Genomic DNA, 15,715 nt, shown 5'->3' on the forward strand with positions numbered 1-15,715 from the left:
ACTGGAAATTTTGTCCTATTTTTGGAATGGAATAGTTTAATCCTAACGGAACATTTTGTCCTATTTTTGGCATAAGGCCAATATACGGCGTTGTGGGATATTCGGGTTTTGAAGGGGGGATATCCGGGAAACCTTATAAATTTGGTCAGGGAGTGTACCGTTTTTCACCAGACCTTTCTGATTTTGAAGTGGTGACCAACACCAGCAATAATACCTGGGGACTTGGTTTTACCGAAGATAATGACATTTTTGCTTCTACTGCCAACAACACCCATAGTGTTTTTGTTGGTATTCCCAATGCCGATTTAGATGGGGTAAAAGGAATTCCATTAAAAGGAAGCGAAAAAATTGACGGGCATTATGCCATGCACCCCATTACAAGCCATGTTCGGCAAGTAGATGTTTTTGGTGGTTTTACGGCCGCATCCGGGCATCATTTTTATACAGCGCGTGATTATCCTTCATCGTACTGGGATCAGGTTGCTTTTGTATGTGAACCTACGGGGCATTTGGTACACATGGCTAAAATCGCTAAAGAAGGTGCGGGTTATACCGAAAGTGATGGTTGGAATTTATTTGCCAGCGCAGACGAATGGGTATCTCCCGTTGCTGCCCGCGTAGGTCCAGACGGCGCCGTTTGGGTTTTAGACTGGTATAATTTTATTGTACAGCACAACCCCACACCAACGGAAGATAGGGGAGGATACAATGCAGAAACCGGGGAGGGAAATGCCTATGTAAACCCGCTTCGGGACAAATCAAGGGGGCGTGTATGGCGTGTCGTGTGGAAGGGAGCTAAGGAATATGAGCCAATAGCTCTGAGTAAAGATAATCCTGATGCGCTTATAAGAGCACTTTCCAATGATAATATGTTCTGGAGAATGACCGCCCAGCGTCTTCTGGTAGAACGCAATAATAACGACATTCTTAATGAACTCTATGATCTGGTCGATGAAAAAGAGGTGGATAGCCTGGGATTAAATGTAGGTGCACTTCATGCGTTATGGACTATCCAGGGGCTCGGTGCAATTGGCTCTGATGAAAAAGCGACCAAAATTGTAAGGGGAGCTTTGGAACATCCTTCTTACGCGGTTCGCAAAGGAGCCGTAGCAATGCTGCCAAACACTGAAAGTGGCGTGGATGCTTTATTGAAAGCAGATCTGCTACATGATAAGAACCCAACCGTGCAGCTGGCAGCACTTCTTTATTTTACAGAAAGTAACTCATCACAGCAAGTTGGGGAGGCACTTTATGAGCTAAGTAAAGAACAAAGTATAGTTAATGACCCCTGGTTATCAAAAGCGGTTTACATTGCTTCAAGCAAACATGACTATGGTTTTATAACAGCCTATAAAGCTGAAAATCCCAGCCCCCGCAGCACGTATAAAAAAACAGATGCTAACGCGCAGAATAATCTATTTCAAGATGCCTCTATAGCTGAAGTCTTTGCTGCAAATTATAAGGGAGAACGCCCTGCTGAAGAAGGTAGATCTGAAACATCAATTACCACAGCGAAAGAAACCACCATTATTCGTATAAAAACTGTTCAAAACGAAATGAAATACGATATTTCTGAATTTGTGGTAAAGGCAGGACAACCGGTAGAGATTATTTTTGAAAATCCAGATTTTATGCAGCATAACCTGGTAATTACTAAACCGGGAGCAAAAGAAAAAGTAGGTTTAGCCGCTGATAAATTGGCTTCAGATCCTAATGGGGAAGCCTTAAATTATGTGCCAGACATGGAAGAAATATTATTTTCGAGTCCGTTGTTAGATCCAGAGAAAACAGTTAGCATAAAGTTTACCGCACCGAAAAACCCGGATATTTATCCCTTTATATGTACCTTTCCCGGCCACTGGCGCCTTATGCAAGGTCAAATGAAAGTTATAAAATGATCTTTTTTTTTATAAATACATTGTATATTCTTAGTAGTTAGTATTTAGTCTTGTTAATAGTATAGTAAACAGCACTGAATCTTAATAAAAAAATCTGTTTTTTAGATAGAAATATTTAGCTATTTTACACAAAAAACCGCCTAAAAATGATCATTTTTGGGCGGTTTTTACATTATCTACAATATTTTAAAAAGGATATTTATTCTCCGCTATCACTTTATCAGCGATTAGCGTACGCAGCGCAACGACATTGGGCTGATTTTGATATTTTGTAAAACGTTTAAGTCCCATCAGCATCATGCGCTGCTCATCACCTTCGGCAAAGGAAACGATTCCCTCTTTCGCTTTTTGGTTGATAATATCCACAGCGTGATAAAGATATAATTGCGCCATGGCAATTTGTTCTTTTTGAGAACCTGCCCCATTACGTTTTGCATTTTTCTCTGCCCGTAAAATGGTGCTTTCAGCCATATATACCTCAATAAGTATGTCTGATGCAGCAAGCAATAATTGCTGATGTTGTTCCAGATCTGGGCCAAATTTCTGTATGGCGCTGCCTGCGACCATAAGAAATACTTTTTTCAGTTTGGCGACCATCGCTTTTTCTTCGCTTAGGGTTTCGCTGAAATCTGGTGTGTCAAAAGAAGGAATAGAAGTAAGTTCTTCACCTACCGCCATAGCTGGTTTTAAAAGGTCAACATGTCCTTTCATCGCTTTTTTAACCAGCATTCCCACGGCGAGCATCCGGTTGATTTCATTCGTACCTTCGTAGATACGGGGGATACGGGCATCCCTCCAGGCAGATTCCATTGGCGCATCTGCACTAAAGCCCATTCCGCCAAAAATCTGAATTCCTTCATCGGCACAGTGTTGTATATCTTCAGAACAGGCGACTTTAAGAATGGAACATTCAATGGCGTATTCCTCAACGCCTTTCAATTCCGCTTCCTGGTGCGAGTTACCGTCCTGCATGCGCAGGTGGATACGGTCTTCAATATTTTTTGCAGCACGGTAAGATGCGCTTTCACCGGCATACGCCGCTGTAGCCATTTCGGCCAACTTTAATTTGATCGCTCCAAACTGGGCTATGGGTGTTTTAAATTGAATGCGTTCGTTTGCATATTTTACGCCGTACGTTGTCACCCGGCGCTGTGCGTCAAGACAGGCGGCAGCCAACTTTATACGCCCTATATTTAAAGCGTTCATGGCGATTTTAAAACCTTCACCGCGACCGGCAAGCATATTCTCAACAGGCACTACGGTATCGTTAAAAAACACCTGACGGGTAGAGGAGGCGTGAATACCGAGTTTTTTCTCTTCTTCACCCATAGAAATACCGTTATTCTTATCATTTTCTACGATAAAACCGGTAATATTTTTGTCGTCTTCTATACGGGTAAAAACAATAAACAAATTGCAGAAACCGGCGTTTGAAATCCACATTTTCTGTCCGTTGATCTTGTACGATTTACCATCTTCACTTACAACCGCTTTCGTTTTTCCACTATTGGCATCAGAACCTGCGCCTGGTTCGGTCAGTGCATAGGCACCAAACCATTCTCCAGTGGCTAATTTTGGAACATATTTCTTCTTTTGTTCCTCATTTCCGTAAAGGGTAATGGGCATGGTACCAATTCCCGTATGGGCCCCAAAAGCGGTTGCGATAGAACCCGTTGCGCCAGAAATATAATCGCAAACTAACATGGTCGAAACAAATCCCATTCCCAGGCCATCGTATTCTTCAGGGACGGAAACACCGAGGAAACCCAGTTCGCCAGCTTTGCGCATAACCTCTTCGGTAAGGGCGTAATCTTTATGCTCAAATCGTTCTTTATGGGGAACGATCTCCCGGTCAACAAATTCCTGAACCGATTCTTTCATCATTTGCTGCTCCTCGTTGAAATCTTCTGGAGTGAAGACGTCCTCACATGCCGTTTCTTTTACTAAAAATTGTCCGCCACGAAGTATATCTTTTTTATCTAGTGTTTCCATGTTTTGATTTTTTTGAAAAGAGAATAAAGAGAAAAGAGGAAAGATTCAATTACTTAATTTATTTTGAAAACCCATGGTCATTTTCTGCCATTCTGCAATCAGTGATTCTATTTTTTTTAATTGTTCTGTATTAATATATTCTTTGTGCGCTGCGATTAATAATTGAGTACCCAATTCAAAGGAGGATCCAAGAGAATAATTCAGAAAGACTTTAAAGGATTTATTAGAATGTGCTGAACCCTCGGCAATATTACTTGGAATCGAAATTGCATATCTACTTATTTAAGATGTCAAATCGAAACGCTCATGCTTCGGAAAGGTTTTTACAAAATCTGAAATATCATAAGCAATTGCCAATCCCAGAGACCAAATTTTTAAATTCTTATAATTGTGTCTCCGGTTTTCCATTCCTAATTTTTCTTATCTCTTTGTTCTATTCTCTTTTGTCTTATTTTGTTCAAAATAATTTTATGTGAGAAACTCATAAACCCCGGCAGCGCCCTGACCTGTACCTACACACATGGTCACCATACCGTATTTACCCTGCATATTGCGTTTACGCATCTCATCAAATAATTGCACCGAAAGTTTACCGCCGGTACAACCCAATGGATGCCCCAGGGCAATTGCTCCTCCGTTTACATTGACGATATCAGAATTGAGTCCGGCTTCACGGATGACCGCCAGTGACTGACTTGCAAAAGCTTCGTTGAGTTCAAAAAGTTCAATATCTTGCAGTTTTACATCGGCTTGTTTCAGCGCTTTCGGAATCGCTTTAACCGGACCTATACCCATAATCCTTGGTTCTACGCCCACGGGTGCAAAATTTACCAATCGCGCAATAGGTTCCAAATTGAGCTCTTTCATCATTTTCTCGCTCATGATCAGCGTAAACGCTGCTCCATCACTCATTTGCGAGGAATTTCCAGCAGTTACAGTTCCGCCTTCGGCAAAAACGGGACGAAGCTTCCCTAGAACTTCTAAGCTTGTGTCTTTCCGCGGTCCTTCATCTTTATTGACCGTGTAGGTTCTTGTTTCTTTTTTACCGGCACCGTTCACAAACGTTTCATGCACCTCTATGGGAACGATCTGATCCTGAAAGCGATTTTCGGCTTGTGCTTTTAGTGCTTTTTGATGAGAATTGTATGCAAATTCATCCTGATCTTCCCGGCTCACATGAAACTGTTTAGCGACAGCTTCTGCGGTGAGGCCCATATTCCAGTAGTAATCTTCATGACCTTCTTTAGCCAGTTTATAGTCGGGCACGGGTTTATAACCACCCATGGGAATATAACTCATGCTTTCTGCACCACCGGCAATAATACATTCTGCCATACCTGCCTGAATCTTGGCCGAAGCCATTGCGATGGTTTCAATACCAGAGGCGCAATAGCGGTTAACCGTTACTCCTGGAACATCTTCGATCTTAAGTCCCATTAAGGAAATCAACCTACCCATATTAAGTCCTTGTTCCGCTTCTGGCATGGCGTTGCCCACCATAACATCATCAATACGCTTTTTATCCAGTTGTGGAATATCTTTAAGCAAATATTCTATAGTCTCGGCCGCAAGTTCATCAGGACGTTTAAATCTAAATAATCCCCGGGGAGCTTTGCCCACGGCAGTACGGTATGCTTTTACTATATATGCTGTTTTCATGATTATTTTAAATTATGAGTTAGGACGATTTGACGTAGGATTTAAGACTTTTGAAGACTTTCCATGAAACGTGTAATCATCCCTTGAATTAATTGGATTTTATTTTCAAGATTTCCAAAAGTTTCTTTTGAGATATAATCAATTTCATAAGCTATAATTAATTGTGTTTCCCATTAAAAGGCAGAGCCTAAAGCGGTTTCAAAAAAACACAAAAGTGTTTATTTGTATTTTTACTGGTGCCTTCAGCAATATTAGAGGGAACGGATACTGGCAAGCGTTGAATTTGGCTAATTAGTGAATATGTTTCAGATTTCGGGAAACTTTTGGTAATTATATAAGTTTCTTTTACTAAGGACATTCCTTCATGCCAGATATTAAGTTTTCTAAAATTATGCTTGGCAGCCATAGTTTATTTATTTGATCTTATATCTTACGTCTTCGAGCGTAGCGGTCTTAAGTCTTTTTCAATTCCTCAACGGTTTATTCTTCTTGATCATATGCTCTAAACGCTCTAATGTTTTGCGCTCTCCCGTTAAGCTCAGAAAGGCTTCCCGTTCCAGATCGAGCAAATATTGTTCACTTACATAAGACGCTTCAGATAAATCACCTCCGGCCATTACATAAGCCAATTTGTTGGCGATTTTTTTATCGTGATCGCTTATATAATTTCCGGCATTCATCTGGTCTGTACCCACGAGGAAAGCACCCAATGCCTGTTTTCCAAGTACTTTGATATCTTTACGCTGTATGGGTTTTGTGTAGCCTTGTTCCGCTTCAAATTTTGCAATTTCCTTGGCAGTCGCGATCTGGCGGTTTTTATTGACCACTACGATATCCTTGCCCTGTTTCAGAATTCCCAGATCAAAGGCTTCATAAGCCGAAGTAGATACTTTTGCCATACCAATGGTTAGAAAATATTCGCGCAGACGGTTCAGTTCGACATCATCCTTTTGGTAGGTTTCCGAAGCTCTCAATGCCATTTCTTTAGAGCCGCCGCCGCCTGGAATAAGACCAACACCAAATTCTACCAAACCAATATAACTTTCTGCCGCTGCGACCACGCGATCTGCATGTAAGGTCATCTCACAACCACCGCCCAGGGTCATAGCGTGGGGAGCTACGACAGTGGGAATGGAGGAGTAGCGCAGGCGCATGGAAGTATCCTGGAAATATTTTACTGCCGCATTCAGCTCATCATATTCCTGCTCCACCGCCATCATGAATATCATCCCGATGTTTGCTCCCACAGAGAAATTTTTACCCTGATTGGCAATAACGAGTCCGGCGAAATCTTTTTCTGCAATATCAATAGCTTTGTTCAAACCGCCGAGAACATCCCCGCCTATGGAATTCATTTTAGAACGGAATTCCACATTGAGTATTCCATCTCCCAGATCTTCAACCACAACGCCGTTGTTTTTGAAAACCTCTTTACTTTGACGAATGTTATCAAGTATAATAAAGCCTTCCTGACCAGGTTTTTTGGAATATTTCTTCTTGTCAATATCGTAGAAGTAAGTATTCCCGTCTTTAACGGTATAAAAGGACTTGATGCCTGCGGAAAGCATTTCAGTTACCCAGGAAGCAACTTCGTAACCTTCGGCTTTTATAAGTTCTACACCTTTTTCTATACCTACCGCATCCCATATTTGAAATGGTCCATGGCCCCAGCCATAGCCAGCGCGCATGGCGTTATCTATTTTATAAAGCTCATCTGTAATTTCAGGAATTCGGTTTTGTACGTAAGCAAAAAGACCAGCGAAGTTTTTACGGAAAAATTCTCCTGCATTATCCTCACCGTTGATAAGTATAGGGAAACGATCTGCTACAAGATCAACACCTTTTGTTTTCTCCAAAGTGGCAAAAGAAGCCCGTTTTTCATCCCGATAATCCATTTTATCGAGGTCTAGGGTCAATATTTCGCTAGAACCGTCATCTTTCTTGATTTTTTTATAGAAACCCTGTCCGGTCTTGCTTCCCAGCCATTTGTTGTCGTTCATCGTGCTGATGTAGTCGGGAAGTTTAAAAAGCTCCCTGCGCTCATCATTGGGACAGTTCTCATAAATACCATTAGCCACGTGTACAAGCGTGTCAAGTCCCACAACATCAACTGTCCTGAAAGTAGCTGATTTTGGCCTGCCTATTAAAGAACCTGTAAGTTTATCAACCTCCTCGACGGTCATGCCCAACGCTTTCACGGTATGAAATAAGCTCATAATGCTAAAAGTACCGATACGATTACCGATAAAAGCCGGAGTATCTTTGGCTAAAACGGCTGTTTTACCAAGAAATTTCTCACCATAATTGGTCAGAAATTCAAGAACTTCTTGGTCGGTTTTAGGACCAGGGATAATTTCAAAAAGTTCCAGGTAGCGTGCAGGATTGAAAAAATGTGTTCCACAGAAATGTTTCTGAAAATCAGTACTACGACCCTCACTCATATATTGAATGGGTATTCCCGAAGTATTGGATGTTATTAAAGTACCTGGTGTACGGTGCTTGTCCAGGGTTTCAAATACCTGTTTTTTGATGTCAAGACGTTCAATGACCACTTCAATGATCCAATCTACATCTCTTACCTTGGCAATATCATCTGTTGTATTACCTGTAGTGATACGGTTTGCAAAATCTTTGTGATAAATAGGGGAGGGTTTCGATTTCAGGGCATTTTGAAGATGCTCATTAACCAAACGGTTGCGTACGTTTTTATCTTCTAAGGTTAATCCTTTTGCCTTTTCCTTATCAGTAAGTTCACGAGGAACTATGTCCAATAATAGAACTTCAACACCAATATTTGCAAAGTGGCAGGCTATACCACTTCCCATAATTCCAGAACCTATAACAGCTACTTTATTTATTCTTCTCTTGCTCATTATTTTGTAGTGGTTTCGTGTGGATTATATATTTTTTTATTCTGAATCAAATCATTAATGACGTGAATAACATCAAAAAAGTGATCGATTTTTTCACTTGAAATTTGTCCGCGTATGGCGTCGTTAAACTTTAAAACCCGATCCTTGCTAAATGCCCGGTTCTCCCGTCCAAAATCTGTCAGGAAAATCAAAACCCCCCTGCCATCTGCGGGATTCGGCCTGCGTTCTATGAGTCCGCGCTCTTCCATAGATTTTAAGGTTCGGGAAAGACTTGTGGCTTCCATGCCCATTCGTGGTCCCAGGGCCGTGGAAGGCGTACCTTCTTCAGGATCGATACTTAGCAGGGCAAAACCAGTCGCCATACTGCTATCCAATTGTGCTGCCTGCTCATTATACATTTTAATGACCGCTTGCCAGGTCGCCCGAAGGGCGTGATCTATAGTTATTTCTCTTTTCCTCATACGTTTGCGTAAATATAATAAAAATACTATGCACGCATAGTAAATCTATGTAAAATATTACTTAAAAAAATAAAACCCATAGATCTTTAGAACTACAGGCTTTCAATTGAGGGGGTTTCCAGAACTTTTAATTGCTTTTTTATCCTGGAGACATAATTGCTTATTTACTTTTCCCTGCAGAAGGGTGTTCATAGATTTTATTGTAAAGCTCTATATATTTCTCTTTTACAGCGCGGCGCTTTAGTTTCATGGTAGGCGTGAGGTGACCTTCATCTATGCTCCATTCATCAGGAGTCAATTCAAAACGTTTTACACGTTCCCATTTACCAAATTTTTCATTGTACGTGTCCACTTCTTGTTGTATACGCTTATTTACCTCCTCATTTTTAACCAAATCCTCCGGGGAATTACCAATATCTATTTTCTTTCTGCGTGCCCAGTCCGAAACGAAATCAAAACTTGGCTGGATAATAGCGGCAGGCATTTTCTCGCCTTCACCTACGACCATAATGTGTTCGATAAAACGCGACTGTTTAAGTGCATTTTCCAGCAATTGCGGAGATACATATTTGCCACCGCTGGTTTTGAACATTTCTTTTTTTCTGTCTGTAATCGTGAGGAAGCCTTCTGTATCCAACTCTCCAATATCCCCAGTATGAAAATAGCCATTCTCAATAACTTCATCGGTTTTATCCTGTTCTTTAAAATACCCCACCATTACCTGTGGGCCTTTGATCATGATCTCACCGTCTTCGGCAATTTTGACATCTGTTTCTGGAATGGGCCTGCCCACTGTACCAATTTTAAAGCCATTATTGCGCATATCGTTTACTGCTATAACAGGTGAGGTCTCACTCAATCCATAACCTTCCATAACCCCAATGCCAGCCGCGTTATAGATGCGCGCCAGGCGTGGTTGTAGTGCAGCACTCCCCGAAGCGATAACGTTCAGGTTTCCGCCCAGGGCTTCCTGCCATTTGCTAAAGATCAACTTCCGGGCAATACCTAGTTTTTGCTCGTACCACCAGCCGTTTTTTCCGTAGGGTTCGTATTCATTGCCCAATTCTACTGCCCAATAAAAAAGCTTTTTCTTAACGCCACTCAATTCGGCACCTTTTGCAATGATCTTATCATAAACTTTTTCAAGCAGACGTGGGACAGCGGTCATCACGTGGGGTTGAACTTCTTTTAAGTTTTCGCTTATGGTATCAATACTTTCAGCATAATAAATCGTAACCCCTGTATACTGATATAGATAAATCAGCATACGTTCATAAACGTGACACAGCGGCAAGAAACTCAGCGCCCGGTCTTTTCCTTTTCTAATAGGGAATCGGCTTTCGCTATTTATGGCGTTACTCACTATATTTTTATGGCTTAACAAAACCCCTTTAGGTTTTCCCGTAGTACCAGAAGTGTATATTAAAGTTGCAATATCATCTTCTGTTATGGCATCTTTTCTACGTTCCACTTCCTCCTGGTCTGCAATATTATCACCCATGGATAATACTTCGTTCCAGTGTTTGCAATCATCTATTTTCTCAAAGCTATAAACCTCTTTGAGGGCTGGTACATTCTCTTTTATTTTAAGGACTTTTTCCAGCACTTCATCATCAGAGATAAAACAATAGGTAGCTCCACTATGATTGAGTACATATTCATATTCCTCTTCGGAAATGGTAGGGTAGATGGGCACATTCTGAGCGCCCGTCTGCATTATGCCAATATCCATTATATTCCACTCTGTTCTGTTTGTGGAAGAAATAACCGCAACCTTCTCGTTAGGCTGTACGCCAAGTTTTAACAGTCCGCGGCTCATACGGTTTGCCTGATCTATATATTCCTGACTGGATATAGCTTTCCATTGCCCATTATATTTGGTAACCAAAGCTTTCTCAAGATTGTATTTTTCAAGCTGATAATGAGGAAAATCAAAGAGACGTTTAATATCCATAGGGGTAATTTAATGATAATTCTATTGCAAAATAGTCAATTTTAGCGCTATATTTTAACGTTTCATAAAAAATTACAACGTTGTAAAAAGAATGCATTCAGTTAGCGCTGCTCAGTTGGTATTTGTCAATTTACCTCTGTTATCCTGAATAAAATAAATAATTCATCTAATTGTAAATAAAATAGGAGTAATGCTCTTTTATAAAAAATGAATTAATATTATAAATCTTTTCTAAATAGTTGTAATACTTAAATACAGAATGGAACATTCCTGTAAAGAGAACAGTTTTGCTATTTTAAAAAATACCTTTGTGCGGATTTAAATACTTTAATTTGAACACAATTCTAAATAGAATTCGCTTAAAACTAGACAAATTTGTACTGGCGATCATAATTATTATCGCCATCGCTTATATGTTCCCGCAATGGGGCGCTGAAGAAAGTCCAATACCTATTGATACAATAAGTACCATAGGTATAGGGCTTATATTCTTTTTTTATGGAGTAAAATTAAGTCCGTCAAAATTGAAAGCCGGCCTGTCCAACTGGAAATTGCACGTGCTCATACAAGCCACGACATTCCTGGTTTTTCCTATTGTGATTTTGCTTTTCAGACCGTTGATTCAAAATGAGGAGCAGGAATTATTCTGGCTCGCTTTCTTCTTTCTTGCGGCATTACCGTCTACGGTAAGTTCATCTGTGGTGATGGTTTCCATTGCAAAAGGAAATATCCCTGCGGCAATTTTTAATGCGAGTATTTCCGGAATCATAGGTATATTGATTACACCGTTGTGGCTGGGTTTATTTGTTCAAAGTTCACAAACGGATTTTGACTTTACGGAAATCTACCTCAAACTTATCCTACAGATCATCGTTCCTGTGGTTATAGGCATGGGGTTACAGCGTTTTTTGGCGCAATTTGTACAAAAGCACAACAGCAAACTTACGCTGTTTGATAAAAGCATAATTTTATTGATTATCTATAAAAGCTTTGCGGAATCCTTTTCTAAAAATCTCTTCAGTTCGGTCTCAATTTTAGATCTATTGACGCTGTTTATTGGTGTTTTGGGCCTATTTGGGCTTATTTTCTTATTCACTGCATTTATTGCCAATAGGCTGAATTTCTCCACAGAAGACCGAATTACCGCGCAGTTTTGCGGTACAAAAAAGTCCCTGGTACATGGTACGGTTTTTTCAAAAATCCTCTTTGGGAATATGGCTTCGCTGGGATTGATCTTGTTACCGCTTATGCTCTTTCACGCCTCCCAGATATTGATTATCAGTGTAGTGGCATCGCGGTATCAGAAGAGGAAAGTATAAACTCAAATCATAATCAGAATAAGACCCCATTACTCTAATAATGTTCAAATTTAAGGGCCTTTTTTGAGAAATTACATAATATTAAGCATTATCTTCTAAATGATCGTTCTAGACCAAAAAATGCCTTATTTAGTAGGTAATTCAGAAGATTATTTATTCAAAAACTACGGGTCTTACCATTCACATTAGATATTTGCCTTTTTGATTTGGCAACCTTTCAATAAAATAATAATTATTTCCAGAAAGATCGTACAAGCCATTGTCAATAGTTAAGAATTTTCGCCTGTCTTTTATTATATTCAGTGTCTTCAGACAATTTTTATCAATAAGTGTATCATTTTTTTCATCGTAAGTAAAAGAAGGTCCATTAGCGTGAAAATCATCTTCGTTTTCTGGCACCCATATTTTTCCCTTTTTAACAGGCGTTTTATGTAATTCTTTAATACGATTCTCATCTACAATTAAGTAGCCATTATAAGAATTTTTTCCTGTAGCTAATTGTTTCTGTATTAAAGAATCTGTAGGATTAATTAAAAAATATATATTTCCGTTTGACTGTGCCACTAGCTTAGATCCAAGCAGCACCATTATAAATATCAAGAATAAAAAACAATTCTTATTGACAATTTTTGTTTCCATTTGCCTCTAAATAAATAGTTTAATTAATATGAAAATCGTAAAATATTAGAGTTTGAAGTTTCTGGTTAAACAGATTTTTCTGTTTTTATTACTTAATTCTAGTATAAAAGTATTTTAGCTTAAAGTAATTACCTGGCGAGCTAAAATTTTCCACTCGTCATTAATTTTTTCAAAAAGAAAAATTGAACTTTCCCCACTAATTTTACCAGAACCAATACTTACAATCACCACGGCCCTAGTATTTTTTTTATTAAATATTACTTTAGATATACTAACTAAAAAATCAAAATTTCCCCAAGTTTCGGTCTGGGTTAATTCATTATTTTCCGGTGCTTTAATTAAAGAGATGTTATTTTTAGACTTGATTTTAGAAGTATTTATTGGAGCTTCAATCTTTGTAGAAAGTAAACTATCTAGGAGTACCTGGTAATTTTTTTTGTATTCATTCTCTAATGATATTTGCTTGTAACCAATTTTAAACTCTGGCTCAATGGCAACAACTATATTTTCACCTTTAAAACTGATTGCGGAATACTGCTCAATAATCGAATCTCGAAAATCTGCACTTTCCTGATATGAGGCATCTATAGGCGGAGGAGGTGGTGTCGGTATGTCTAAAATATTTATGATTAAACCTATCACTTTATAGATATCATTATTTTCAGACAGTTCTTGTTTTTTTTGACAACTAAAAACAAGAAGTAACGTACAGAATATAATTACTAACCTGAAGGGGCTTCTAATTGCAGGATACATTATTTGAACTTTCTTTTGGGAGTAGAAATCTTTTTGGGCTTTAGATGATAGGTTTTTAAATTTATAAGTACTCTCTAAACCTTCCCATGCAAAACCCTTATAGTTTTCTATAGGAAACCTATTACCATCTGATTTTTTCTGCTTGCTACAAGAGGATATAAAATTTGAAATTTTCTACTCTATACTAAGTCTGCGATCTTTAATCATTTTCCAGCGTCCATCGCTCAGCTCAAAAAGATGAATCCCCGTTTCCTTACTATTTTCTAATCCTCTCGCATACCAAATTATGGTATATTTTTGATCTTTTGAAATTATTGGAGAAGAAAGATATATATGGTTAATTGTATTCCATTCAATAGAGAGAGATCCATCGGTACCAATTTCATTTTCTAATTTTTTTAAGTCAACAACCTTATTCATAAATTTCTTAGGTACAATCTCTTCAAGAGGAAGAGCTGGCTTTTTCAACTGATTCAATAAATAGTCTGCATTAGACTGTTTAAAAAGTGACTCCGTTTCTGTTAATGATAAAAATTGATGTGAGTACTTAAATTTTGCAGAATCTCCATAAATCTTACTTTCTACAAATTGTATAAACTCTTCGCTTTCCAAAAAATTCTTATTTATCAAAAAGTTGTTAATGCCGTCCTCCTGCGTTTGTAAGAATAACTCTAAAGCTATTACTTCCTTATAACTTTTTTTAAGACTATTACTATAATTGGAGTTAGACCCACAGCTAAACTGAAGCAGTAGAAAACTAATTGCAAGAATTTGAATTACCAACTTGCCTACCTTTGGGGTTTGATGTATATGTAGTACCATTTGGAAAAGTATATATTAGTTTAGAATTATTCTGCTCGGATGCAATGACATTATTTACTCTTATAAAATTTGGATTACGGTTTTGAGGATTATTCGTTGCATCTGTAGAGTTTAAATATTGGGGATAAAGAAATTTAAAAGTTGGAGTACCTAGCAACCCTGCCCATGATAAATCTTTATAGTATGTAAAAGGTATACTGTAACCATTACTGCTTCCATACTCAGAAAGTGAACTAGCCATGTCCCCAATAAAAGCAGTCATCACTTCATGATGTGTTTTACCATAATTGTTAGGTTTGTTTCTATTAAATTTGATAAAAGCCTCAACCAAATCTTCCTAGCCTGGATTTGGAGTGCCAGTAACAGAAGTAAGCTTTCCCTCCTCTAACATGTACACTAGCATTGCATGAACAGATTCATGAATAGCAGTCCGAGCTATAAACAAATCTGTCGCGGTTTTAACATAAGTTTCTTTTAAACTAATAACAACTTCCATTTTGTGAGTAGATGGATTATAATTATAGCTTTGGGAGATCCGTCCATTTCCAGGTATTGAAGAGGAAACTTTATATATAAGATCCACTTTATCGTTATTTCCGAAAATATTGAAAATAAGCTTGGTTTATGGAGTGAATTTTGCGTAGGCTGTTGAAACAACTTTCTCAACAAATGGAAAAGCTTTAAGACTAGGATCAATTTTTATAATATCCTCCCTCGGGTGATTTACATTATTATTAGAAGGGCCTTGACCACCACCACCCCCACCATTATTATGATGTGAGTGAACTACAGATCCTGAACTGGCATTCCCACCCCTGTCCTGATAAACCCAAACACTATTAGTACTTGTGTGGCGTGAATAGATATAAATGGTAGAGTTTGTCATGCTATAATTATCTGCATAACCCATATCTTGTATACGAACGTATCCATTGTCATCTTCTGGTACATTATATTCAACTGTACCCGGTGAAAGCATAGCCGATTTGGGCAGTGTACTGGTTAGTAACCCTCTTTTATAACCATCTATTTTTTCTAGGTCACCATTTAAATTATAATAAGCAATACTACCATTAAATCCTTCTAAACCTTTGAGATTCATTGGTTGGATCAGACTAGAAATATTCTCCGTGCTTTGAAATTGAACAATAGTATAGCCACTTTTAATCCCTATTGTTGTCTTCAGTACTTTATAAATAATTGTGAGCTTATAATTGCTCTCTATTTTTTCAGGAGATAATATTTTAATGAGATTGGTACTAAACTCTTCAACTAATGCCTTATCATCTTTCTGTATGACCACGGGATGTTCCCAATCCACAATTAAATTATCTCTTACCCA

The 15,715-nt window shown here is 38.6% G+C and carries 15 protein-coding genes; 2 read left to right on the forward strand and 13 right to left on the reverse strand.

All coding sequences use genetic code 11. The annotated features are described in order from the left end of the window. Nucleotides 1-92: 92 nt before the first annotated feature. Nucleotides 93-1,898: a plastocyanin/azurin family copper-binding protein gene (locus P162_RS16465; RefSeq protein ID WP_051908121.1), complete on the forward strand. Its 1,806-nt coding sequence runs from the start codon at nt 93-95 to the stop codon at nt 1,896-1,898. 186 nt (nt 1,899-2,084) lie between these two features. On the opposite strand, the gene P162_RS16470 is transcribed toward P162_RS16465, so the two are convergent. The 8 genes from P162_RS16470 to P162_RS16500 all read right to left on the reverse strand — a co-directional run bounded on the left by P162_RS16470 (nt 2,085) and on the right by P162_RS16500 (nt 10,837). Then, a complete protein-coding gene (locus P162_RS16470; protein WP_031428958.1) occupies nt 2,085-3,890 on the reverse strand; it encodes an acyl-CoA dehydrogenase family protein in 1,806 nt (601 codons plus the stop codon). Nucleotides 3,891-3,935: 45 nt separating this feature from the next. Continuing rightward, on the reverse strand, nt 3,936-4,172 hold the full coding sequence (locus P162_RS16475) for a four helix bundle protein (RefSeq protein WP_316931620.1): 237 nt from the start codon (nt 4,170-4,172) through the stop codon (nt 3,936-3,938). Nucleotides 4,173-4,358: 186 nt separating this feature from the next. Next, nucleotides 4,359-5,549, reverse strand: coding sequence for an acetyl-CoA C-acyltransferase (locus tag P162_RS16480; protein ID WP_031428960.1), 1,191 nt, complete (start codon nt 5,547-5,549; stop codon nt 4,359-4,361). Between the two features lie 41 nt (nt 5,550-5,590). Continuing rightward, a complete protein-coding gene (locus P162_RS18030) occupies nt 5,591-5,707 on the reverse strand; it encodes a hypothetical protein (RefSeq protein WP_316931621.1) in 117 nt (38 codons plus the stop codon). A 29-nt stretch (nt 5,708-5,736) separates the two neighbouring features. Further along, nucleotides 5,737-5,955 carry a four helix bundle protein gene (locus P162_RS17970; RefSeq protein WP_262493932.1) on the reverse strand — a complete coding sequence of 73 codons (219 nt, stop codon included), beginning with the start codon at nt 5,953-5,955 and terminating at the stop codon, nt 5,737-5,739. Nucleotides 5,956-6,013: 58 nt separating this feature from the next. After that, complete coding sequence (locus tag P162_RS16490) at nt 6,014-8,422, reverse strand: 3-hydroxyacyl-CoA dehydrogenase/enoyl-CoA hydratase family protein (RefSeq protein ID WP_031428961.1); 2,409 nt, start codon at nt 8,420-8,422, stop codon at nt 6,014-6,016. Then, entirely contained in the window at nt 8,422-8,883 is a 462-nt protein-coding gene (locus P162_RS16495; protein ID WP_031428963.1) for a MarR family winged helix-turn-helix transcriptional regulator, read from the reverse strand. Before P162_RS16495 ends, P162_RS16490 begins: the two co-directional genes overlap by 1 nt. Before the next feature lie 160 nt (nt 8,884-9,043). Continuing rightward, complete coding sequence (locus P162_RS16500) at nt 9,044-10,837, reverse strand: AMP-dependent synthetase/ligase (RefSeq protein WP_031428964.1); 1,794 nt, start codon at nt 10,835-10,837, stop codon at nt 9,044-9,046. Between the two features lie 341 nt (nt 10,838-11,178). Here P162_RS16500 and P162_RS16505 point away from each other — a divergent pair, with 341 nt between their 5' ends. Further along, nucleotides 11,179-12,156 carry a bile acid:sodium symporter family protein gene (locus P162_RS16505; protein ID WP_262493933.1) on the forward strand — a complete coding sequence of 326 codons (978 nt, stop codon included), beginning with the start codon at nt 11,179-11,181 and terminating at the stop codon, nt 12,154-12,156. Nucleotides 12,157-12,336: 180 nt separating this feature from the next. On the opposite strand, the gene P162_RS16510 is transcribed toward P162_RS16505, so the two are convergent. The 5 genes from P162_RS16510 to P162_RS16530 all read right to left on the reverse strand — a co-directional run bounded on the left by P162_RS16510 (nt 12,337) and on the right by P162_RS16530 (nt 15,694). Further along, entirely contained in the window at nt 12,337-12,795 is a 459-nt protein-coding gene (locus tag P162_RS16510) for a hypothetical protein (RefSeq protein WP_031428966.1), read from the reverse strand. A 114-nt stretch (nt 12,796-12,909) separates the two neighbouring features. Then, nucleotides 12,910-13,551, reverse strand: coding sequence for a hypothetical protein (locus tag P162_RS16515; protein ID WP_031428967.1), 642 nt, complete (start codon nt 13,549-13,551; stop codon nt 12,910-12,912). Between the two features lie 174 nt (nt 13,552-13,725). Next, nucleotides 13,726-14,163: a hypothetical protein gene (locus P162_RS16520; protein WP_164076284.1), complete on the reverse strand. Its 438-nt coding sequence runs from the start codon at nt 14,161-14,163 to the stop codon at nt 13,726-13,728. A gap of 145 nt (nt 14,164-14,308) precedes the next feature. Then, nucleotides 14,309-14,704: a hypothetical protein gene (locus P162_RS16525; RefSeq protein ID WP_031428970.1), complete on the reverse strand. Its 396-nt coding sequence runs from the start codon at nt 14,702-14,704 to the stop codon at nt 14,309-14,311. 291 nt (nt 14,705-14,995) lie between these two features. Further along, nucleotides 14,996-15,694, reverse strand: a complete 699-nt coding sequence (locus P162_RS16530; protein ID WP_031428972.1) for a hypothetical protein — start codon at nt 15,692-15,694, stop codon at nt 14,996-14,998. Nucleotides 15,695-15,715 lie beyond the last annotated feature (21 nt).

The organism is Flavimarina sp. Hel_I_48 (assembly GCF_000733945.1).
Taxonomy (GTDB): Bacteria; Bacteroidota; Bacteroidia; order Flavobacteriales; family Flavobacteriaceae; genus Leeuwenhoekiella.